This is a genomic window from Chromohalobacter moromii, assembly GCF_023091865.1.
Lineage (GTDB): Bacteria > Pseudomonadota > Gammaproteobacteria > Pseudomonadales > Halomonadaceae > Chromohalobacter > Chromohalobacter moromii.
Window position 1 is genome coordinate 824,849 of sequence record NZ_JAHXDI010000001.1, and the last position, 21,241, is coordinate 846,089.

Here is a 21,241-nt window from a genome sequence, read left to right on the forward strand (position 1 = left end):
ATACGCAGACGTTTGCACCACATACCCAAGACTCAACGTGACGGATATCGATGGCCTTCTTCGAATTCCAGGATGACCGCCAGCCGCTGGAAGGGCGCATTGCACTCGGTGTCGAGTACGATGGCAGCGCGTACTGTGGCTGGCAGCGCCTCACACAAGCGCCTTCGGTGCAGGCAGCGCTGGAAACGGCGCTTTCGAAGATTGCCAATGCGCCGGTGCAAGCGCTGTGCAGCGGGCGCACCGATACCGGGGTGCATGCCACGCGCCAAGTAGTGCACTTCGATGCACCGGTGTCTCGCACACAAAAAGCTTGGCTGTTCGGTACCAACGCCAAATTGCCGCGCGATATTGCGGTGCGCTGGGTGGTGCCGGTCGCCGACGATTTTCATGCGCGGCTTTCGGCCTTGGCGCGGCGCTACCGTTACGTGATTCTCAATCAGCCATCGCGGCCGGTGCTCGAGCGCGCCAATGCGACCTGGTGTCGTGAGCCCCTGGATGCCGATCGCATGCATGCCGCCGCTCAGGCGTTGATCGGCGAGCAAGATTTTTCGAGTTTTCGCGCCGCGGGCTGCCAGTCGAAAAGCTCCCATCGTCATGTACACTTCATCGAGGTGCGGCGCTATGGTCCGATGATCGTCATCGACATTCAGGCCAATGCGTTCTTGCATCACATGATCCGCAATATCGCCGGCGCATTGGTGGCCGTTGGGCGTGGCGATCACCCGACGACCTATCCTGGCGAGTTGTTGGCGCTGCGCGACCGAACGCAGGGCAATGTCACGGCGCCGGGTTGCGGGCTGCATTTCGTCGACGTGTACTACGATGAGCGCTTCCCATTGCCACAAGAGCCGCTTGGCCCGAACATGCTGGCGTTCGTCGGGGAATGGAGCGGCGAGCGCACGTTGCCGGATAGCGAGTGGGCGCGTGCGCGTCGCCAGCGCCGCGTCCATCCACCGCGTCGAGAGGTGTCGTCATGAAGACGCCGGTGCAGCGAACTCGCGTCAAGATATGCGGCCTGACGCGTGAGGAAGACATCGAAGCGGCTGTGGCGGCGGGGGCCGATGCACTGGGCTTCGTGATGTGGCCTGGCAGCGCGCGGGCCATCGATGAAGCGCGCCTGGCGCGGCTATCGGCATGCGTGCCGCCCTTCGTTACACGAGTAGGGTTGTTCGTCGACCAGCCGCCGGACGAGATTAGGCGTTGCGCGCGGCATCTTGATTTGGTGCAGTTGCATGGTGACGAGACCGCCGAGGCGTGTGCGCATCTGGATATTCCCTGGATCAAGGCCTTGCGCATGCGCGACGGGCTCGACTTGCACGCCGAGGCTACGCGTTATGCCGGCGCGCGCGGCCTGCTGCTGGATGCCTATCGTCCCGGCATGCCGGGAGGGACGGGTGAGACCTTCGACTGGTCGCGAATCCCCGCAAACCTGGCAAAACCTGTTATTCTCGCAGGAGGTTTGACGGCAACCAATGTTGCCGAAGCCATTCAGCGGGTGCGGCCCTACGCCGTCGATGTCTCGGGAGGCGTCGAGGCGGCCAAGGGCGTCAAAGATCCCGCGAGCATCCGGGCATTTCTGTCCCAAGTGTTCCATACCCAAGCCCCATAGAGGTGTCATTCGTGACCAAGTTCAGCGACCTGACCCGACTGCCGGACGCCCAAGGCCATTTTGGTCCTTACGGTGGCCGGTTCGTCTCGGAGACTCTGAGCTTCGCCCTGGAAGAGTTGGAGAAGGTTTACATGAGCCTTCGTGACGATGCCGATTTCCAGGCCGAATTCGACCGTGATCTGGCCCATTACGTGGGCCGCCCGTCTCCGCTGTACCACGCTGAACGATGGTCCAAGCAGATCGGTGGTGCGCAGATCTGGCTCAAGCGCGAAGATCTCAACCACACCGGCGCCCACAAGGTGAACAACACCATCGGCCAGGCGTTGCTCGCCAAGAAGAGCGGCAAGCCGCGCGTCATCGCCGAGACCGGTGCCGGCCAGCATGGCGTGGCCACGGCCACCGTCGCCGCGCGGCTGGGGCTCAAGTGCGAGATCTACATGGGCGCCGAGGACGTCGAGCGCCAGAAGCTCAACGTCTATCGCATGCGCCTGCTGGGGGCCGAAGTGCATCCGGTCGAGTCCGGGTCGCGAACCCTCAAGGACGCCATGAACGAGGCGCTGCGCGACTGGGTGACCAATGTCGACGATACCTTCTACATCATCGGTACCGTGGCCGGCCCGCATCCTTATCCGGCCATGGTGCGCGACTTCACGTCGGTGATCGGTCGCGAAGCCCGCGAGCAGAGCTTCGCTCAGATCGGTCGCCTGCCGGATGCCCTGGTGGCCTGCGTCGGGGGCGGCTCCAACGCCATCGGCCTGTTCTATCCGTTCCTCGAGGATGAAGAAGTGGCGATGGTGGGTGTCGAGGCCGGTGGCGACGGTGTCGAAACGGGGCGTCATGCCGCACCGTTGACTGCCAATGCGCCCAGCGGTGTGCTACATGGCAATCGGACTTACCTGATGTCCGACGCGAGTGGCCAGGTGTCGGATACGCATTCGATCTCCGCCGGTCTCGACTATCCTGGCGTCGGCCCCGAGCACGCACTGTGGAAGGACGTCGGTCGCGTCAATTACGTGGCCGCCAACGACGATGCGGTGCTCGAGGCGTTTCGCGAGTTGACCCGCATCGAGGGCATCATGCCCGCGCTTGAATCGGCTCATGCGCTGGCCCATGCCAAGGTGATGGCGGCGTCCATGCGCCCCGATCAGCACATCGTCGTCAATCTTTCCGGGCGTGGCGACAAGGACATTCACACGGTGGCCAAGCTCGACGGTCTGGAATTTTGAGCATGACTATGAATCGTATCGATCAACGTTTTGCGGCGCTCAAGGCCCAGTCGCGCCGTGCCTTGATTCCGTACATCACTGCCGGCGATCCCGCGCCACAGTATACCGTTGGCTTCATGCACGCCTGTGTCGAAGCGGGCGCCGATGTGCTGGAATTGGGCGTGCCGTTTTCCGACCCCATGGCCGATGGGCCGGTGATCCAGAAAGCTTGCGAGCGCGCGCTCAAGCACGGGACGCGTCTGGCCGATGTGCTCGACATGGTGGCGTCGTTTCGCGAGTCTGACTCGACAACGCCGGTGGTGTTGATGGGATATCTCAATCCCATCGAGCGCATGGGCTACGAGGCGTTCGTCCGGCGTGCGCGGGATGCGGGCGTCGACGGCGTGTTGATGGTCGACATGCCGCCTGAAGAAGCCACGGCGATAGCGCCACTGTTTGCCGAGTATGGTCTGCAGTCGATCTTCCTACTGGCCCCTACCACCTCGTCCTCCCGGGCAGCTACAATATGTGCGCACGGCGAGGGTTATTTGTACTATGTATCACTCAAGGGTGTGACGGGTGCTGCGTCGCTGGATGTCGAGGCCGTGGCGCGGCAGTTAGCGCCGCTACGCGAGATGACCGATTTGCCGTTATGTGTCGGCTTCGGCATTCGCGATGGCGAGACCGCTGCGGCGGTCGGCCGGGTAGCCGATGGCGTCATCGTCGGCAGTGCACTGGTGTCGCGTATCGCCGAAAACGCCGAACGCCCCGAGGCAATACCGGCGGCGCTAAAGGCTGTGCTTGGCGACATGCGCGATGCGCTTGATCGCTGAGTCGGTCATGCGAGCCCCTACTATTCGCTGCATTGGGCCACGGACGTGGCTCGATGCGTCAGACAAGCAACACGGAAGCGTCTCAGAACCATGAGCTGGCTAGACAAAATTGTGCCGTCGATGAGCCGTACCCAGCGAACCGATCGCCGGAAAAGCGTGCCTGATGGCCTGTGGCGTAAGTGCCCCAATTGTGAGGCGGTGCTCTATCTTCCCGAGTTGGAGCGCCATCAGAGTGTGTGCCCCAAGTGCGATCATCATCTGCGCCTGACCGCACGCAAACGACTCAACTGGTTCCTGGATACGGAAGGTCGCGAGGAGATCGCCGCCGACCTGCAGCCCAGCGATCGACTCAAGTTCCGCGACTCCAAGAAATACAAGGATCGCTTGGCGGCGGCTCAGAAAGCCACCGACGAAAACGATGCCTTGATTGCCATGCGCGGTAAGCTCGATGGCTTGCCGGTAGTCGCGGTGGCGTTCGAATTCAGTTTCATGGGCGGTTCCATGGGGGCCGTGGTGGGCGAGAAGTTCGTGCGTGCCGCGACCCAGGCGCTGGAAGAGGGCGTACCTCTGGTCTGCTTCGCTGCATCCGGCGGTGCCCGCATGCAGGAAGCGCTTTTCTCGCTGATGCAGATGGCCAAGACATCCGCTGCCTTGGAAAAGCTCAAGCAGGCGGGCGTGCCCTACATGTCGGTGTTGACCGACCCTGTCTTCGGTGGGGTATCCGCGTCGTTGGCGATGTTGGGCGATCTCAATATCGCTGAGCCTAATGCCTTGATCGGATTCGCTGGGCCGCGTGTCATCGAGCAGACCGTGCGCGAGCAGTTGCCGGAAGGTTTCCAGCGCAGCGAATTTCTGCTCGAACACGGCACTGTGGATATGATCGTGCATCGCCATGATATGCGAGCGCGCCTGGGCGGTGTCATGCGCAAGCTGACGCATCAGTCGCGTTTCGGCCAGGACAGCGAAGCCGATGAAGCGCCGGCCCAAAGCACACTGGACGAGTTCTCCCAGGCCGATCACTGAATGTCTGATACGACCACTCTGGAGGCTTGGCTGGCGCATCTCGAGCGCCAGCACCCCGTGGCCATCGATCTGGGGCTCGAGCGGGTCACTGCGGTTGCCACGCGCTTGGGACTCAATGCCAGAGCGCTGGCGGGGCGTGTCATTACGGTAGCCGGCACCAACGGCAAGGGCTCGACCGTGGCCATGCTCGATGCGCTGGCACGTGAGCATGGCTGGCGCAGCGCCGCTTATACATCACCGCATCTACAGCGTTACAACGAACGCCTGTGCTTCGATGGCCAAGAGGTCGATGATGCCGCTTTGGTCGAGGCCTTCGAGGCTGTCGAAGCGGCCCGCCTTGCAGATGAAGAGATTAGCCTTACTTACTTTGAAGTCGGCACATTGGCTGCCTTGTGGTTGATTATGCGCCAACAACCCGATGTTGCGTTGCTTGAAGTGGGGCTGGGGGGGCGGTTGGACGCGGTCAACGTCATCGACTCGGACGTGGCGGTGGTCACCACCGTAGCTCAAGATCATGCCGCCTTTCTGGGCACGCATCTCGAGACCATCGGTCAGGAAAAGGCCGGCGTCATGCGTCCAGGTCGCCCGGCGGTGCTGGGTAGTACCGCCTTGCCGGCGAGTGTTCGCCAGCATGCCGAGAGCCTGGCGGCGCCGGTATTTGCGCTTGGCGAGCGTTTCGACTGGCAAGCCACAGCCGACGGCTGGCAGTGGCAGGGCGAAACCATCACTGGCGAGGCCCTGACTCTGAGTGCGCTCCCCGATCCCTACCTGCCATTGGACAATGCCGCGACGGCATTGCAGGCACTGGCGTTGGCGGGGATTTCCCTGGAGGGATCGGCGTGCCAGCGGGCATTTGGTCGAGCCGTACTGCCCGGGCGGCTGCAATGGCAGGGCCCCTGGTGTCTAGATGTCGGTCATAACCCGCATGCCGCCGCCTATGTTGCTAGCTCCTTGGCACAGCGTCCGGCGCGCGGGCGACGTCTTTGTCTGCTGGGCATGCTGGCGGACAAGGATGCCAAGGGTGTGATCGAGGCGCTGGCGCCTCAGATCGATGCCTGGGTCCCGGTATCGTTGAGCGGTGATCGCGCGCGCGATGCTGAGCAGTTGGCCGCCTTTTTGGCGACGTGCGACGCTCAGGTGTTGCATTGCGCCGCGTCGCCGGACGCTGGCGTACGCTGGTTGCACACCAACATGGACAATGGCGACGAGGTGCTGGTCTGCGGCTCGTTCTGGACCGTCGCGGAGGCTTCGACCACCCTTGAATCACTCGGGGTCGTGGCGAGCCCAAGGAGTGTGTCATGAAATATGGAATTCGTGAGCGGGTCAGTGGCGCGATCATCCTCGTCGCGTTGGCAGTGATTTTCCTACCTATGTTGCTCGATGAGCCGACTCCGCGGAGCGAGCGCCCCGAGCCGGTACTTGCCATCGAGCAGCCGATTTCCGTTGATCAGCGTGATGTCGACTCTCCCGAGCCGCCTGCCAATCTTGAAGAAGACGCGGACAATGACAGGGTCGTCGAGCCATCGACCGAGGCCCAGCTCGGTCAATCCGACGCCGATGCTGCTTCGCAGCCAGCGTCTTCGCAGCCAGCGGGTTCCGATGACGGCGAGGCATCCGATGAAGCGGATTCCGTGAACGACGATCCTATTGCCGCCATCGCTGAGCAGTCGGCATCGTCGGAAGCGCAAGGGGACACTGGCGAGTCGCCAACGACATCCGAGGTGCAAGACGGCTGGGCAGTGCAGGTTGGTAGCTTCGGGCAACCGGACAATGCCAAACGGCTCGTCGAAAAGCTCTCGTCACAAGGGTTCGATGCCTATCAGCGTCCGCGCGACAATGATCTGACCACGGTGTACGTCGGTCCGTTTGGGACCTCCGATGAAGGTGAGCGCGTGCGCACCGAACTCAAGGAAGACGCCAATATCCAGGGGCTCTTGATTCGCGTGCGGGAGGAGTGATGACGCTGACCTGGCTCGACTGGGCCTTCTTGGCGGTTTTGACCGTCTCCATGCTGGCCGGTTTCATGCGGGGGCTGGTGCGCGAAGCGCTGGGACTAGCGGCCTGGGTGGCGGCATTGTTGGGCGCGCGAATGTTCGCCCCGGCGGTAGCCGAGATGATGGCACCCTATATCGATCATCCCGAAATCCGTCTGGTGCTGGGCTTCGTTCTGGTGATTTTCGTCATCGTCATGCTCTGCGGGTTTTTGATCCGCATGATCAACGCCGCCATCGAATGGGTCGGCATGGGATTTTTCAATCGTGTTGCCGGCGCGACGTTTGGCGCCGCGCGCGGTGCCTTGATTCTGGTATTGGCGACGGTCATCTTGACGTTGACGCCTTTGTCAGGGATCGCCGCGTGGCAGAATGCGCAGTTGCGTCCGGCCTTCGAGCAGTTGCGTGACTGGTCGGTGGACCGCCTGGAGGCGTGGGAAATCGACACTTCAGGTGCCGAACGTGCCTTGCGTGATACGGGACGCGAGGCGGCCGGCCAAGTGCTGGAAACGTCGCCCGAGGCACCTGCATCGAACGCATCATCGGATACGAAGGCGCCTTGAAGGCGCCTCGATGCGTGACAGGCTTTAACCGCGAACGGCATTCATCGCAGCCGTTCGCTACTCTCAAGGCAAGCGAGGAAAGGCACAATGTGCGGTATCGTGGGCCTCATGGCCAACCAGGCGGTCAATCAGTCGCTGTATGACGCGCTGACAGTGCTCCAACACCGTGGCCAGGATGCCGCCGGGATGATGACATGGCATGAGGGACGCTTCCTGCTGCGCAAGAGCAATGGCCTGGTGCGTGACGTGTTTCATACGCGCCACATGACGCGTCTGCGCGGCAACATGGGGATTGGGCATATTCGCTATCCGACCGCCGGCTCATCGAGCGAAGCGGAATCGCAGCCGTTCTACGTCAACTCGCCTTACGGGATCTCGCTGGCGCACAACGGCAATCTGACCAATTCCGAACAGCTCAAGCGTGAGTTGTTCTTTTCCGATCTGCGCCACATCAATACCAGCTCCGATTCCGAGGTCCTGCTCAATGTGTTCGCGCACGAGCTGGGCAAGCAAGGGCACGACCTCTCGCCAGATGACATCTTCGATGCCGTACGTCGCGTCCATCGTCGCTGTCAGGGCGGTTATGCTGCGGTTGCGTTCATCAATGGCTTCGGCATGGTCGCGTTTCGTGATCCGCATGGGATTCGCCCGGTGGTCTATGGCACCCGCGACAGTGACGATGGCCAGGACGTGATGATCGCCTCTGAGTCGGTGGCGCTGGATGTCGGCGGCTTCGAGCTGTGTCGCGATCTGGCGCCCGGTGAGGCGATCTTCATCGAGACCGAGGGCAATCGGGTGCATACCCAGCAGTGTGCCGACCGCCCGCAATTGACGCCGTGCATCTTCGAACATGTCTACCTGGCGCGCCCCGACTCGATCCTCGATGGCGCCTATGTTTACGGTACGCGCATGGAGATGGGTCGCAAGCTGGGCGATCGTATCCAGCGCGACTGGCCTGAGCATGACATCGACGTAGTGATTCCGATCCCCGATACCTCGCGGACCTCGGCGCTGGAAATGGCGCAGCATCTGGGCGTGACGTATCGCGAAGGCTTCATGAAGAATCGCTATATCGGGCGGACCTTCATCATGCCGGGGCAGACGCAGCGCAAGAAATCGGTGCGTCAGAAGCTCAACGCCATCGACGTTGAGTTCGCCGGCAAGAACGTGCTGTTGGTCGACGACTCCATCGTGCGCGGTACCACGTGTAAGCAGATTATCCAGATGGCTCGCGAGGCTGGTGCGCGCAAGGTCTACTTCGCTTCCGCTGCGCCGCCGGTGCGTTACCCCAATGTATATGGCATCGACATGCCGGTGGCATCGGAATTGATCGCGCATGGGCGTAGCGAAGAGGAAGTCGGTGAGCTCATAGGCGCCGATCGAATCGTCTATCAGAAACTCGAGGACCTCAAAGCGGCCTGCCGCGACGTCAATCCCTCGCTCGAGGAGTTCGACTGCTCGGTTTTCGATGGTGAGTACGTGACCGGTGATATCGATGCAGCTTATCTGGCCGATCTCGAGGCTGCGCGTAACGATGTAGCCAAGCGCCAGGAGAACTCAGTGCACGCTGTGGTCGACCTGCATAACGATGTCGAAGAAGAAGACTGAGGAGGTGAAATATGCATGACGATCATGACGACACCTTCGCGCTCGACACGCTGGCGATTCGTGCTGGCCACGACCGCACGCACGAACAGGAACATGGCGAGCCGATTTTCCCCACGTCGAGCTTCGTCTATGGCAGTGCCGCTGAGGCGGCACGCAAGTTCTCCGGCGAAGAGCCGGGTAACATCTATTCGCGTTTCACCAATCCCACGGTGCGCACCTTCGAGCAACGCCTGGCGGCGCTCGAGGGGGGCGAGCAGTGCGTGGCTACCAGCTCGGGCATGGCGGCGATCCTCGCCACGGCGCTGGCGTTCCTGCAAGCCGGTGACGAAATCGTCGCCTCGCGTTCGTTGTTTGGTTCCACGGTCAGCCTGTTCGACAAGTATCTCGGTAAGCTAGGCATCGTGACCCGCTACGTGGAACTGGGCGATTTGGACGCCTGGCAGGCCGCGATCACTCCGAAGACGCGCTTGCTGTTTGCCGAGACACCCTCCAATCCGCTTTCCGAGGTGGTGGATATCACCGCCTTGGCTGATTTGGCGCATCGCCATGACGCTTGGCTCGCCATCGACAACTGCTTTTTGACCCCAGCGTTGCAGCGTCCCCTCGACTTGGGCGCCGATCTGGTGATTCATTCGGCGACCAAATATCTGGACGGCCAGGGGCGTGCCATCGGCGGTGCCGTAGTGGGGCCCGAGGAGATGCTCAAGGAGCTGGTGGGCGTCGTACGCACCTGTGGTCCCTGCATGAGCCCCTTCAATGCGTGGATCTTCCTCAAGGGGTTGGAAACGCTGGGGCTGCGCATGAAGGCGCATTGCGAGAATACTCTGGCCCTGGCGCAGTGGCTGGAGACGCAGCCGGAAATCGCCCGTGTGCATTACAGTGGCCTGGAAAGCCATCCGCAGCATGCACTGGCTAAGCAACAACAAAGCGGCTTCGGCGCCGTGCTGGGTGTGGAGGTGAAGGGCGGTCGCGACGGCGCCTGGGCGCTAATCGATCATTCACGCCTGATGTCGATCACCGGCAACTTAGGGGATGTGAAAACCACCGTCACGCACCCGGCGACGACGACGCATGCGCGCTTGAGCGACGAGCAGAAGGCTGCCGCGGGGATCAGTGAAGGCTTGGTGCGCATCGCCGTGGGGTTGGAAGCGCTGGATGATCTCAAGCGCGATATCCGTCGCGGGCTCGACACGCTTGGTTGAGTCGTATCCCAGCCTGTCGGTGCGCTCGGCATGTCGTTCGAATGACGCCTCGCCCCTCCTGGGGGCGAGGCGTTTTTTCATGGGGCGTTCTTCATGGAGAACGGTCGGGTTCCAGGCTATCGACGATGTGTCGGTAGCTATTGAACCGTGAGGCGAGAATGTCGCCGCGTTCCACGGCCTCACGCAAGGCGCATCCCGGTTCCTGGCGATGGTGACAATCGCGGAACTTGCAATGGCCGAGATACGGTTGGAATTCGATGAAGCCGTGCGCTACCTCATGCTCCTCGAGATGCCCCAGGCCGAATTCGCGTATGCCTGGCGAGTCGATCAGTTCACCGCCCGCCGGCAGGTGATAGAGCGTGGCCGTGGTGGTGGTGTGCGTGCCCTTGCGCGAGTCCACCGAGAGTGCGCCGACCCGCAGTTGTCTATCGGGCAGCAGGCGGTCGATCAAGGATGACTTACCCACTCCGCTCTGACCCACGAACACCGAGGTACGCGCGGTAAGGCAGGCATGCAGGGCATCGAGTCCACCTTCCTGCTGCGTAGAGGCGGCGACGACGCGATACCCGATGGCTCGATAACGTGCCAGTAGATCGCGCAACTCACCGCCCTCATCGGGTAGCAAGTCGGTCTTGTTGAGCACCAGCACGGGCGTGATGCCGGTCGCCTCGGCTGCGACGAGATAGCGGTCAATGAGGTTGGGGTGCGGTGCGGGCTCCACGGCGAAGACGATCAGAATCTGCGCGATATTGGCGGCCACGGGCTTGAGCTGGCCGCGCGCGTCGGGACGTTCGAGCACACTGCGGCGCGGTTGGCGCGCCACGACCACACCACTGCCGTCGCTCGCCGTACGCCATACCACGTCGTCGCCAGTGACCAGGCCCTCGAGATTGGCGCGCAGATGGCAACGGTGGCGCTGAAGGTCGCCGTGTTCATCTTCGGCCTCCACCTCCAGCGTGCGTCCGAAATGCGCGGTGACACGTCCCAAACGCTCGGGGCCGTAATCGCCGGCCTCGAGTGCGGTGTCGTCGCGCTGGGTGCGGCGTTCGGCACGTTCGGCGCGCTGGGCCTGAATCTTTTCGACTCGCCAACGTTGCTGGCGGCTGAGTTTGCGTTTGCTCATGCGCTCTCGGGACAGGGTACAATGGCCGTTATTGTAGCGTTCATTGCGTCCCCTTGTCCCTAGGTGGCGCCCCGATGGAGACCCCCATGGCAAGTGACACTCCGCAAACTCCGCGTAACGACCTGCTGATCTGGATCGACCTGGAAATGACCGGGCTCGACCCCACCCGCGAGCGCATCATCGAGGTCGCGACTTTGATCACCGATGGCGACCTGAATCTTATTGCCGAAGGGCCGGTGCTGGCGGTGCATCAGCCGGATGCGCTGCTCGAGGAGATGGACGAGTGGAACACGCGCACGCATGGCGCCTCGGGGCTGACGCAGCGCGTCCGCGAGAGTGATATCGATACCGCCGAGGCCGAGCGCCAGACACTGGCGTTTCTCAAGACGTATGTGACGCCGAACAGCTCACCGATGTGCGGCAATAGCGTGCATCAGGATCGTCGCTTCATGCTGCGGGAAATGCCCGAACTGGCCGAATTCTTCCACTACCGCAATCTTGATGTCTCGACGCTCAAGGAACTGGCCAAGCGCTGGAATCCGCAGGCCCTGGCGGGCTTCGAGAAACGCAATACGCACCAGGCGTTGGACGACATTCGCGAGTCGTTGGCGGAGCTGGCGCATTATCGCAAGACATTTTTGCGCGTCTAGCCGGTCAAGCACGCCTTAAAAGGCTTAGACACTGGCGTGACTGACGATTAATTGCTCGCGCTTGTGCCGTTGTTGCTCGAGCGCCCAGCGCACGTGTTCGCGGACCAAGTCGGAAGGGTAGGCCAGGCGTGCGCGCAAGGCACCTTCAACTTGTTCGCTCCAAGGAGCGTTACCTAGGCCCACGGCCAGGTTGCGCAGCCAGCGCTCGTAGCCGATGCGGCGAATGGCGCTGCCTTCGGTACGCATCAGAAACTCTTCTTCGCTCCAGGCGAAGAGGCGGATGAGCGAGGCCCGGTCGAGGTCGTGGCGCGGTGCGAAGTCTTCTTCCTTCGAGGCACGCGTGAAGCGCGTAAAAGGGCATACCAACTGGCAATCGTCGCAGCCGTATACGCGATTACCCATCGCCTTGCGGTATTCTTCGGGGATCGAGCCGGCGAGTTCGATGGTCAAATACGAGATGCAGCGCCGCGAGTCGATGACCTTGTCATCGACAATGGCGCCTGTAGGGCAAGCCGTCTGACAGCTGGAGCACTTCCCGCAGTGCTCGTTCTCGAATGGCGCGTCCACCGGTAGTGGCAGATCGGTGTAAAGCTCGCCGAGAAAGAACAGCGAACCGGCCTGGGGGTTGAGCAGCATGGCATTCTTGCCGAACCAGCCGAGGCCGGCTTTCTGCGCTAGGGCGCGCTCCATGACCGGAGCCGAATCGACGAAGGCACGGTAGCCGTAAGCGCCAACTTCGTCCTCGATGCGCTTGGCCAGGGCGGCAAGGCGCTTGCGGATCAGCTTGTGGTAATCGCGTCCCAGCGCATAGCGTGAAACATAGGCGCGCTCGGGTTGTCCGAGGACTTTGGTGGTTTCCACCTCGGGGGGCAGGTAGTCCATGCGCACGCTGATGACGCGCAAGGTGCCAGGTATGAGTTCCTCGGGGCGCGTGCGCTTGTGGCCGTGTTTGGCCATGAAATGCATTTCGCCGTGGTAACCGGCCGCCAGCCAACGCTCGAGATAGCGCTCATGCGCTTCGAGATCGGTGTCGGTGATACCGACCTGCTGGAAGCCGAGTTCGCGCCCCCACGTATGGATGCGATCGGCCAGTGCGGCGTAATCGATGGGCGAGGATGAGGACATGATGAGAGCCCCGTGAAGCGTGGACGCCACCCTAGCGCAATCGTTGCGGGGAATAAATGCTTGTCGCCAGCGAGCATGAGACAGGAGGCAATTCATGACAACGACATGCAGAGCACCGCATCCCTTGTATGGCGCTGATCAAATCCAGGCGCTGGAACGACGCCTCGTGGCCGAGGGAGTGGCCGGGTTCGAATTGATGCAGCGCGCCGCGCAGGCGGCGTATGCTGCCCTGCGCTCGCGCTGGCCGGAAGCGCATCGCTTGAGCATCTTGTGTGGCGGTGGCAATAACGCTGGTGATGGCTATGTGATGGCGGCACTGGCGGCGGGCGATGGCCTTGACGTACAGCTCATCGCCTTGCGCGACCCCGCGACGCTGAGTGGTGACGCGGCGCGGGCTTACGAAATGGCCTGGCAGGCGGGGCTGGATGTCATCGAATGGCGCCCCGAGACGGTGATCAACGGCGATGTGGTGATCGATGCGCTGTTGGGCACCGGCGCGACGGGGCAAGTGCGCGAACCGATGCGCAGTGCTATCGAGACGCTCAATGCGACGCCGCGTCCGGTGTTGGCGGTGGATATGCCCTCGGGGCTTTCGGCACAGACTGGCAGTATCGGGGGGGGAGCGGTAAAAGCCAGCCTGACCGTTACTTTCATCGCCGATAAATTTGGCTTGCATACTGGCGCCAGCGTGGACCATGTCGGCGAGCTGCGTGTCGAGACGCTTGGAGTGACGCCTCAAGGACATGAGGATCTCGTGCCACTGGGCGAGCTGCAGGCGGCCGACATGCTGCAACAGGCGCTCCCACCTCGGTCACGAGGGAGCCACAAGGGTGACTTCGGGCATGTGTTGGTGATCGGCGGCGCTCCCGGTTTCGGAGGCGCGGCGTTGATGGCCAGCGAAGCCGCGCTGCGTAGTGGCGCAGGGAAGGTCAGTTTGGCTACTGATGCTGCGCATGTCGTGGCAAGCCTGGTGCGCAGCCCGGAGGTCATGGCGCGGGGTGTGGAAAAGGCCGAAGATATCCGCGCGCTGTTCGATCAAGCCAATGCCTTGGTGGTCGGGCCGGGGCTTGGGCGCCAGGCCTGGGGGCAAGCCCTGTGGCAAGCGGCGCTCGCCGCAGGGTTGCCCAGCGTTCTCGACGCCGATGCGCTCAACTGGCTGTCCGAAGACGCGTCCAACCGCCGCGAGGATTGGGTGCTGACCCCGCATCCCGGTGAAGCCGCGCGTTTGCTAGGTGTCTCCGGCGCCGAGATTCAGGCCGACCGACGCGCGGCGGCATTGGCGTTGCATGAGCGCTATGGGGGGAGTGTGGTGCTCAAGGGAGCGGGCACCTTGGTCGCTGACGCGGACGGCGTCAGCGTGTGTCCGTACGGCAATCCCGGCATGGCGAGCGGCGGAATGGGCGATGTACTCTCCGGGATCGTCGGGGCGTTGTTGGCCCAAGGCCAAACGCCGGGCGAAGCGGCGCGGCATGGCGTTCTACTGCATGCCCTGGCCGGTGATGCGGCGGCGCAAGACGGGGGCGAGCGTGGTCTGGTCGCCACGGATCTGGCATCCTATGCGCGCGCGATTGCCAACCCACGCCGCTTTGATGCCATGCGATAACGCGAGATGCCACGATAGATGCAACGCTTTCTGCCCAACGAAGCCGCCCATGTCGCTTTCGGTGAAGCGCTAGGGCATGCCCTGAATGGCCACGGCCAAGTCCACCTGGAAGGTGAGCTGGGTGCCGGCAAGACCACGCTGACGCGCGGCATCTTGCAGGCTTATGGCCACGAGGGAGCCGTCAAGAGTCCCACTTATACGTTGGTGGAGCCATACATGCTGGACGGGCGTTGCCTCTATCATTTCGACCTCTACCGATTGGGCGATCCCGAAGAACTCGAGTTCATGGGCGCACGCGATATGCTCGGTGATGACGGTTTGAGCCTCATCGAATGGCCTTCCCGAGGTGCTGGATGGTTGCCCAAGGCTGATCTCGTGGTGCATCTGGCCCTGGAAGGTGAGGGCCGCCACGTTACGCTCGAAGGACTCAGCCCGCACGGCCAGGCCGTGATCACTGCACTGCACGCCACTCGTCAGGACAAGGAAAACGACGCTTGATGCCGTTTCATGAAAAGCCCTGGCAGACGCGATGCCACTCGAATGCCGTCCGGCATTTCATCAGCTTGTTCGTGCTGATGGTGCTTGCGATATGTCATGTGGCACCTGCGCAGGCCGCCGACGTTGACGTCGACAATATCCGTCTTTGGGCGGCGCCCGATCATGTGCGCGTGGTCTTCGATTTGTCCGACGAGGTGGACAGTTCCGTGTTCAAGCTCGACGACCCGCGCCGACTGGTCGTCGATTTGAAGGATACGCAACTAGCCTTCGACCCGGACGAGGTTGATCCGGAAGACAGTGCGATAGATGCGTTGCGCACGGGGAGGCGCAATGGCGATGACTTGCGTGTGGTCTTCGATCTCAATCGCAAGATAGAGCCTCACCACTTTTTGTTACCGCCCACCGATCAGTACGGCTACCGTCTCGTGGTCGATCTCGACTACCCGGGCGAGGGGGCGCTGGACGAGCCCGTCGATCCCATCGCGGCTATGATCCGCGATCAGGAAATGGATGCCGAGCGGGAACTGAGGCAGGCCGAGGCTGAAGGGGCGTCGCCAAGCGCGGCGTTGGCCAAGCGCGACAGCCAGGCGAAACCCCACCCCAAGCGCGATATCATCGTTGCCGTCGACCCCGGCCACGGGGGCGAAGACCCGGGAGCGATCGGACCTAGCGGTACGTATGAAAAGGACGTGGTATTGGCCATTGCACGCAAGGTCAAGGCACACATTAGTGCCACCCCGGGCTTCAAGGCCTTCCTGACGCGAGATAGCGATTACTACGTGGGTCTACGCAAAAGAACGTTGCTTGCACGTGAGCAGAAAGCCGACTTCTTCGTCTCGGTGCATGCTGATGCGGTCAAGAGTCGTGGTCCTAGTGGGAGTTCTGTCTATGCACTGTCCAAGAACGGGGCTACCTCGGAAAGTGCGCGTTGGCTGGCCGAGACGGAAAACCGCTCCGACCTGATCGGTGGTGTCGACGGACGACTCGATCTGTCCGACAAGGATGAGGTGCTGCGCGGTGTCCTGCTCGATTTGACCATGACCGCGACGATGAATGAGTCGCTAAGCACCGGCGGTCAAGTTCTCGATAAATTGGGGCGTATCAACCGTCTACACCGCTCGCAGGTCGAACAGGCGGGTTTTGTGGTGCTCAAGTCGCCGGATATCCCATCGTTGCTGGTCGAAACCGGGTTTATCTCCAATCCCGGCGAAGAAAAGAGACTGCGCTCGTCGGCGTTTCAAGAGAAGATTGCGGACGCCATCGGTGATGGCATCATCGCGCATTTTCGCCGCCATCCACCGCCTAGCAGTCTGTTGGCCTGGCAACGTGACCAAGGACGTGGCGAGGAGCCCGACGAATATCGTGTGCAAAAGGGCGATACCTTGTCTCAGGTGGCAGCGCGTCATGATGTGACGATGCTGGCTCTCAAGCAGGCCAACGATCTTAGCGGCGATATTCTGCGCGTGGGCCAGGTGCTGAAGATCCCTCATTCGTGAGCATGGACATGACGTTAGCCCTATGCGCGAGGCACAATGGCGGTTATGACTGAATCCCGACGCATTCATATTCTTGATCCCCGGCTCGCCAACCAGATCGCGGCCGGCGAGGTCGTCGAGCGACCGGCTTCGGTATTGAAGGAGTTGGCCGAAAACGCCATCGATGCCGGTAGTCAGCGTATCGAGATCGATCTCGAAGCGGGTGGTGCCCGCTTGATTCGTGTGCGTGACGATGGGCGTGGCATCGCCGAGGACGATCTGCCGCTGGCACTATCGCGGCATGCCACCAGCAAGATCGCCTCGTTGGACGACCTCGAAGGCGTGGATAGTCTCGGTTTTCGCGGTGAGGCGCTGGCCTCGATCAGTTCGGTCTCGCGGCTCGAACTGGTGTCCAATACGCAGGATGAACCAAGCGAAGGCTGGCGTGTGGTCGCCGAAGGGCGTCAGATGGAGCCTCGTGTGAGCCCCGCGCCACATCCGCGTGGCAGCTCGGTCGTGGTGCGCGACCTGTTCTTCAATACGCCTGCACGCCGCAAGTTCCTGCGTACCGAGAAGACCGAGTTCGGCCATGTCGAAGAGACGTTTCGGCGGCTGGTGCTGTCGCGCTACGACATCGCCTGGGTGCTGCGGCACAATCAGAAGGTCGTGCACCAACTACGCGCGGGTGATGAGCCGGCGGCGATGGAACGACGTGTTGGGGCGTTGCTGGGTCGCAATTTCCTCGAGAATGCCCTGCATGTGGATATCGAAGCGACCGGTTTACGCCTGTGGGGCTGGGTCGGGTTGCCGACCCATTCCCGAGCGCAGGCGGACCAGCAGTACTTCTTCGTCAATGGCCGTGTCGTGCGTGACCGCCTGGTCGCGCATGCCGTACGTCAAGCCTACCGTGATGTACTGTTTCACGGTCGCCACCCGGTTTTTGTGCTCTATCTGGAACTCGATCCGCACGTGGTCGATGTCAACGTGCACCCCACCAAGCATGAAGTCCGCTTTCGCGATGGACGTCTGGTGCACGACTTCCTTTTCTCGAGCCTGCACCGTGCGCTGGCCGATGTCCGCCCCAACGAGGCCTCTTCGTCAGACGCGGTGACCGCGAGCGCTGGTAGTGCTGGTGATGAAACGCCGGCATCGGGAGCATCAGCGGCGGCTGTCGATGCGCAACCGCGCTGGCAGCAACAAGGCATGGCGCTGGGCGCCGATCAGGAGCGCCCCGCGGCCCATCGTGTGCGCGAGTTCATGGCCGGTTACCAGGCACTGCATCCCGAGCATGAAGAACAGCTTTTGACGCCGCAGCCGCAACGCAACGAGCCCGAGGCGCCGGCGACACATACGCCCGACGTCCAGGCGCATGCGATGCCCGAGGCCGATGCGACCCAAGCGCCGCCACTAGGCTATGCGGTGGCGCAGTTGCATGGTGTCTATATTCTCTCGCAGACCGCCCGCGGGCTGGTCGTGGTCGACATGCATGCTGCGCATGAGCGCATTACTTACGAGCGCATGAAGCAGCAAGTACATGGCGACGGGCAGGCTCTGGGACGGTTGCAGACACAGCCGCTGCTGGTGCCGATGTCGCTGGCGGTCAGTACGCGCGAGGTAGAAACCGCCGAACGCGAACACGAGACTTTCGAGCGTCTGGGGGTCGAGCTGGATGTCGCCGGCCCGGAAACACTCCTCGTACGCCGAGTGCCAGTGCTGCTCGACAATGCCGATGTTGAATCGCTGATTCATGGCATGCTGGGCGATCTTGAGCGCTTCGGGCGGTCGGACAGAGTCGAAGCGCATATCAATGAATTGCTTGCCAGTATGTCGTGCCATGGCAGCGTGCGGGCCAATCGCCGGCTGACAGTGCCTGAAATGAATGCCTTGCTGCGCGACATGGAGCGTACCGAGCGCAGTGGGCAGTGCAATCACGGGCGGCCAACCTGGACCGAGATGTCGATGCACGAGCTGGATAAGCTGTTTCTTCGTGGCCAGTAAGGCTGGTCATTGACCGTTTTCAGGATTTTCGATGAACGATACGCGGCCACTGGCCATCCTCTTGATGGGCCCGACGGCGGCCGGCAAGACCGATTCGGCCATCGCCCTGCGCGAGCGCCTGGGCGGTGAGCTCATCAGCGTCGACTCGGCGATGATCTATCGCGGCATGGACATCGGTACCGCGAAACCTTCGGCGGAAGAGTTGGCGCGGGCTCCACATCGTCTGATCGATATTCGAGACCCGGCCGAAACGTACTCTGCCGCTGAATTCCGCGAAGACGCTCTGACTGAGATGCGCGACATCTCGTCGCAGGGGCGTATCCCTATACTCGTGGGTGGCACCATGATGTACATCAAGCGTTTGATCGATGGGGTGGCGGAATTGCCTGCCCGCGATCCTGCGCTGCGCGATGAGTTGGCCCTGCGCGCCGAGCGCGAAGGGCTGGAGGTGCTGCATGCAGAGCTCGCGCAGGTCGATCCGATCGCCGCGAGAACCATCCATCCACACAATCGGCAGCGCCTGTTGCGGGCGCTGGAAGTGTACCGCCTCACTGGCCGGGCACTAGGCGAACTCTGGGCCGAACAGCCCCGTGAAACCTTTCCTTGGCGCCTCGTGTCCATAGCGCTGGCGCCTACTGAACGCCGGGTGTTGCATGAACGTATCGCGCAGCGCTTCGAAAGCATGTTGGCGGGCGGCTTCCGCGAGGAAGTTGCCGCTCTCAGGGCGCGTGGCGATTTGCATCGTGGGTTCCCCGCGATCCGCTGTGTCGGCTATCGTCAGATGTGGGAGCATCTGGATGGTGAGACCGATGAAGCCACGATGCGCGAGCGAGGCATAGCAGCGACGCGGCAACTCGCCAAGCGTCAGTTGACCTGGCTGCGCAATTGGCAAGGCGTGCAGTGGGTCGATAGCGAGGCGAGCGATATGCACGAGCAGGTATTGAAAATCGTGCGCGGAAGCGGCACTTAGCGTAAGATGACCGGTCACGACAACGCTTGGCGAGTAGCGCCGCGAATGGCGGTGGCAACGCGAATGGCGGCTGTGACCCTTCGAAAACGACCATAAACCACAGCGAGAAGTTAGGGAGAGCAAAATGTCCAAAGGACAGTCCCTTCAAGATCCATACTTGAACATTCTGCGCAAGGAGCGCATTCCGGTCTCCATCTTTTTGGTGAACGGTATTAAATTGCAGGGGCAGGTCGAGTCTTTCGATCAATTCGTCATCCTGCTGCGCAATACCGTCAGCCAGATGGTGTACAAGCACGCCATTTCCACTGTCGTGCCATCACGCAACGTGCGTCTTCCCGTCCAGGATCCGAATGCCCCGGCGGAAGAAGACGTTTGATCGAGAGGCGCTGATTGTTTTTCGAACGTCCCGACGCCGGTGAAACGGCGATTCTCGTCCATGTGGATTTCCACGACGAACAGGAACGTGAAGACCCGGGAGAATTCCTGGAGTTGGTGCGTTCCTCGGGTGTGACGCCGGCGACCCTCATCGAGGGCAGTCGGCGTCGTCCCGATCCCAAGACATTTATCGGCAGCGGTAAGCTGGAGGAGATTCGCGAGATCCGCGAACTTCACGGCGCCGAAGTCGTCATTTTCAACCATGCCTTGTCGCCTTCGCAGGAGCGCAATCTGGAACGCGCCCTGAAAAGCCGTGTTCTGGATCGCACGGGGTTGATACTGGATATATTCGCGCAACGCGCGCGTACGCACGAAGGCAAGCTTCAGGTCGAGCTGGCACAACTAGAGTACATGTCGACGCGCCTGGTGCGTGGCTGGACCCACCTGGAGCGTCAGAAAGGCGGGATCGGTTTGCGCGGTCCGGGGGAAACGCAGCTCGAAACCGACCGCCGCTTGTTGGGTGGGCGTATCAAAGCGATTCACAAGCGCTTGGAGAAGGTCCGCACCCAGCGCGACCAGAATCGCCGTGCGCGAGCGCGTGCCGAGATCCCCAGCGTTTCTCTGGTGGGCTATACCAATGCCGGTAAGTCGACGCTTTTCAATGCCTTGACCCAGTCAGACGTGTACGCCGCCGATCAGCTGTTCGCTACGCTCGATCCGACGCTGCGTCGCATCGACGTGGAAGATGTCGGGCCGGTGGTCATGGCTGATACCGTGGGCTTCATCCGCCATCTGCCGCACAAGCTGGTGGAGGCGTTTCGTGCCACCTTGCAGGAAGCGACCGAGGCATCGTTGTTGGTGCACGTCATCGATGCCGCGGATCCGGATCGCGATTTCAACGTGGCACAGGTCGATGCGGTACTCGAGGAAATCGGCGCCGCCGAGGTGCCACGGCTGCTGGTCATGAACAAGATCGACATATTGGACAGCGCTCCACGTCTTGAGCGTGACGGACACGGGCGTCCGCAGGTCGTGTGGCTGTCGGCGCGTGACGCACGCGGCTTCGAATTGTTGCATCAAGCACTCGGCGAGCTGTTGGCTGAAGAGCTGCTCGAGACGAGTTTGACGTTGGAGCCCGAACAGGGAAGATTGCGGGCATCGCTGCATGCGTTGAATGCCGTGCAGCAAGAACAATTTGACGAGCAGGGCCGAATCCTGCTGGATATCCGTCTGCCTAGGCGCGATTTCTTTCAGTTGATGGCCCGTCTCGGCGAAAACGCAGCACACTATTTGCCGCCGGGAGCCCTCGATCGCCCGGAGTGGGAGCGCCACTGACAGTGCCCGTCACTGGCGTCCCTGGCGAGATGCATCGCAATCAATGCAGTGGAGA

Annotated in this window: 20 protein-coding genes; 18 read left to right on the top strand and 2 right to left on the bottom strand. The window is 61.9% G+C overall.

Annotation, left to right across the window (positions count from 1 at the left end):
• Positions 1-50 precede the first annotated feature (50 nt).
• The 10 genes from truA to KZO83_RS03740 all read left to right on the top strand — a co-directional run bounded on the left by truA (position 51) and on the right by KZO83_RS03740 (position 10,034).
• The gene (gene truA / locus KZO83_RS03695) at positions 51-977 is read left to right on the top strand and encodes a tRNA pseudouridine(38-40) synthase TruA (RefSeq protein ID WP_247619795.1); all 927 of its coding nucleotides are present in this window, start codon (positions 51-53) and stop codon (positions 975-977) included.
• A complete protein-coding gene (locus KZO83_RS03700; protein WP_247619796.1) occupies positions 974-1,609 on the top strand; it encodes a phosphoribosylanthranilate isomerase in 636 nt (211 codons plus the stop codon). Before truA ends, KZO83_RS03700 begins: the two co-directional genes overlap by 4 nt.
• Positions 1,610-1,620: 11 nt before the next feature.
• Positions 1,621-2,835: a tryptophan synthase subunit beta gene (gene trpB, locus KZO83_RS03705; protein ID WP_178999466.1), complete on the top strand. Its 1,215-nt coding sequence runs from the start codon at positions 1,621-1,623 to the stop codon at positions 2,833-2,835.
• An 8-nt stretch (positions 2,836-2,843) separates the two neighbouring features.
• Complete coding sequence (trpA, locus tag KZO83_RS03710; RefSeq protein WP_178999501.1) at positions 2,844-3,647, top strand: tryptophan synthase subunit alpha; 804 nt, start codon at positions 2,844-2,846, stop codon at positions 3,645-3,647.
• Between the two features lie 90 nt (positions 3,648-3,737).
• Positions 3,738-4,670, top strand: coding sequence for an acetyl-CoA carboxylase, carboxyltransferase subunit beta (gene accD / locus KZO83_RS03715; RefSeq protein ID WP_178999467.1), 933 nt, complete (start codon positions 3,738-3,740; stop codon positions 4,668-4,670).
• Entirely contained in the window at positions 4,671-5,972 is a 1,302-nt protein-coding gene (folC, locus tag KZO83_RS03720) for a bifunctional tetrahydrofolate synthase/dihydrofolate synthase (RefSeq protein ID WP_247619797.1), read from the top strand.
• Positions 5,969-6,628: an SPOR domain-containing protein gene (locus tag KZO83_RS03725; RefSeq protein WP_247619798.1), complete on the top strand. Its 660-nt coding sequence runs from the start codon at positions 5,969-5,971 to the stop codon at positions 6,626-6,628. The genes folC and KZO83_RS03725 overlap by 4 nt, the downstream gene beginning before the upstream one ends.
• Complete coding sequence (locus KZO83_RS03730) at positions 6,628-7,224, top strand: CvpA family protein (RefSeq protein ID WP_178999470.1); 597 nt, start codon at positions 6,628-6,630, stop codon at positions 7,222-7,224. The genes KZO83_RS03725 and KZO83_RS03730 overlap by 1 nt, the downstream gene beginning before the upstream one ends.
• Positions 7,225-7,311: 87 nt before the next feature.
• The gene (purF, locus tag KZO83_RS03735; RefSeq protein ID WP_178999471.1) at positions 7,312-8,832 is read left to right on the top strand and encodes an amidophosphoribosyltransferase; all 1,521 of its coding nucleotides are present in this window, start codon (positions 7,312-7,314) and stop codon (positions 8,830-8,832) included.
• 11 nt (positions 8,833-8,843) lie between these two features.
• The gene (locus tag KZO83_RS03740) at positions 8,844-10,034 is read left to right on the top strand and encodes an O-succinylhomoserine sulfhydrylase (protein WP_247619799.1); all 1,191 of its coding nucleotides are present in this window, start codon (positions 8,844-8,846) and stop codon (positions 10,032-10,034) included.
• 91 nt (positions 10,035-10,125) lie between these two features.
• Here the strand turns inward: KZO83_RS03740 and rsgA are convergent, their stop codons facing one another.
• A complete protein-coding gene (rsgA, locus tag KZO83_RS03745; protein ID WP_247619800.1) occupies positions 10,126-11,157 on the bottom strand; it encodes a small ribosomal subunit biogenesis GTPase RsgA in 1,032 nt (343 codons plus the stop codon).
• Positions 11,158-11,243: 86 nt separating this feature from the next.
• Between rsgA and orn the strand changes: the two genes are divergently transcribed.
• On the top strand, positions 11,244-11,807 hold the full coding sequence (orn, locus tag KZO83_RS03750) for an oligoribonuclease (protein ID WP_178999474.1): 564 nt from the start codon (positions 11,244-11,246) through the stop codon (positions 11,805-11,807).
• A gap of 24 nt (positions 11,808-11,831) precedes the next feature.
• On the opposite strand, the gene queG is transcribed toward orn, so the two are convergent.
• A complete protein-coding gene (gene queG, locus KZO83_RS03755; protein WP_247619801.1) occupies positions 11,832-12,932 on the bottom strand; it encodes a tRNA epoxyqueuosine(34) reductase QueG in 1,101 nt (366 codons plus the stop codon).
• Positions 12,933-13,026: 94 nt separating this feature from the next.
• On the opposite strand from queG, the gene KZO83_RS03760 reads away from it, so the two are divergent.
• The 7 genes from KZO83_RS03760 (at position 13,027) to hflX (ending at position 21,186) form a co-directional block, all read left to right on the top strand.
• Complete coding sequence (locus KZO83_RS03760) at positions 13,027-14,535, top strand: NAD(P)H-hydrate dehydratase (RefSeq protein WP_247619802.1); 1,509 nt, start codon at positions 13,027-13,029, stop codon at positions 14,533-14,535.
• A gap of 18 nt (positions 14,536-14,553) precedes the next feature.
• The gene (gene tsaE / locus KZO83_RS03765; protein WP_247619803.1) at positions 14,554-15,033 is read left to right on the top strand and encodes a tRNA (adenosine(37)-N6)-threonylcarbamoyltransferase complex ATPase subunit type 1 TsaE; all 480 of its coding nucleotides are present in this window, start codon (positions 14,554-14,556) and stop codon (positions 15,031-15,033) included.
• Between the two features lie 77 nt (positions 15,034-15,110).
• Positions 15,111-16,529 (top strand): N-acetylmuramoyl-L-alanine amidase, encoded by a 1,419-nt coding sequence (locus KZO83_RS03770; RefSeq protein ID WP_418904300.1) that lies wholly within the window; start codon positions 15,111-15,113, stop codon positions 16,527-16,529.
• A gap of 45 nt (positions 16,530-16,574) precedes the next feature.
• A complete protein-coding gene (gene mutL / locus KZO83_RS03775; protein WP_247620177.1) occupies positions 16,575-18,506 on the top strand; it encodes a DNA mismatch repair endonuclease MutL in 1,932 nt (643 codons plus the stop codon).
• 31 nt (positions 18,507-18,537) lie between these two features.
• Positions 18,538-19,476, top strand: coding sequence for a tRNA (adenosine(37)-N6)-dimethylallyltransferase MiaA (miaA, locus tag KZO83_RS03780; RefSeq protein ID WP_178999478.1), 939 nt, complete (start codon positions 18,538-18,540; stop codon positions 19,474-19,476).
• 124 nt (positions 19,477-19,600) lie between these two features.
• Positions 19,601-19,852 carry an RNA chaperone Hfq gene (gene hfq / locus KZO83_RS03785; RefSeq protein ID WP_040243993.1) on the top strand — a complete coding sequence of 84 codons (252 nt, stop codon included), beginning with the start codon at positions 19,601-19,603 and terminating at the stop codon, positions 19,850-19,852.
• Between the two features lie 14 nt (positions 19,853-19,866).
• Positions 19,867-21,186: a ribosome rescue GTPase HflX gene (hflX, locus tag KZO83_RS03790; protein ID WP_178999479.1), complete on the top strand. Its 1,320-nt coding sequence runs from the start codon at positions 19,867-19,869 to the stop codon at positions 21,184-21,186.
• Positions 21,187-21,241 lie beyond the last annotated feature (55 nt).

Excerpts from the sequence above, each read along its gene's own strand:
- truA (WP_247619795.1), top strand. The coding sequence starts at position 51 with ATGGCCTTCTTCGAATTCCAGGATGACCGCCAGCCGCTGGAAGGGCGC.
- KZO83_RS03700 (WP_247619796.1), top strand. The coding sequence starts at position 974 with ATGAAGACGCCGGTGCAGCGAACTCGCGTCAAGATATGCGGCCTGACG.
- trpA (WP_178999501.1), top strand. The coding sequence starts at position 2,844 with ATGAATCGTATCGATCAACGTTTTGCGGCGCTCAAGGCCCAGTCGCGC.
- accD (WP_178999467.1), top strand. The coding sequence starts at position 3,738 with ATGAGCTGGCTAGACAAAATTGTGCCGTCGATGAGCCGTACCCAGCGA.
- folC (WP_247619797.1), top strand. The coding sequence starts at position 4,671 with ATGTCTGATACGACCACTCTGGAGGCTTGGCTGGCGCATCTCGAGCGC.
- KZO83_RS03725 (WP_247619798.1), top strand. The coding sequence starts at position 5,969 with ATGAAATATGGAATTCGTGAGCGGGTCAGTGGCGCGATCATCCTCGTC.
- KZO83_RS03730 (WP_178999470.1), top strand. The coding sequence starts at position 6,628 with ATGACGCTGACCTGGCTCGACTGGGCCTTCTTGGCGGTTTTGACCGTC.
- purF (WP_178999471.1), top strand. The coding sequence starts at position 7,312 with ATGTGCGGTATCGTGGGCCTCATGGCCAACCAGGCGGTCAATCAGTCG.
- KZO83_RS03740 (WP_247619799.1), top strand. The coding sequence starts at position 8,844 with ATGCATGACGATCATGACGACACCTTCGCGCTCGACACGCTGGCGATT.
- rsgA (WP_247619800.1), bottom strand. The coding sequence starts at position 11,157 with ATGAGCAAACGCAAACTCAGCCGCCAGCAACGTTGGCGAGTCGAAAAG.
- orn (WP_178999474.1), top strand. The coding sequence starts at position 11,244 with ATGGCAAGTGACACTCCGCAAACTCCGCGTAACGACCTGCTGATCTGG.
- queG (WP_247619801.1), bottom strand. The coding sequence starts at position 12,932 with ATGTCCTCATCCTCGCCCATCGATTACGCCGCACTGGCCGATCGCATC.
- KZO83_RS03760 (WP_247619802.1), top strand. The coding sequence starts at position 13,027 with ATGACAACGACATGCAGAGCACCGCATCCCTTGTATGGCGCTGATCAA.
- tsaE (WP_247619803.1), top strand. The coding sequence starts at position 14,554 with ATGCAACGCTTTCTGCCCAACGAAGCCGCCCATGTCGCTTTCGGTGAA.
- KZO83_RS03770 (WP_418904300.1), top strand. The coding sequence starts at position 15,111 with ATGGTGCTTGCGATATGTCATGTGGCACCTGCGCAGGCCGCCGACGTT.
- mutL (WP_247620177.1), top strand. The coding sequence starts at position 16,575 with ATGACTGAATCCCGACGCATTCATATTCTTGATCCCCGGCTCGCCAAC.
- miaA (WP_178999478.1), top strand. The coding sequence starts at position 18,538 with ATGAACGATACGCGGCCACTGGCCATCCTCTTGATGGGCCCGACGGCG.
- hfq (WP_040243993.1), top strand. The coding sequence starts at position 19,601 with ATGTCCAAAGGACAGTCCCTTCAAGATCCATACTTGAACATTCTGCGC.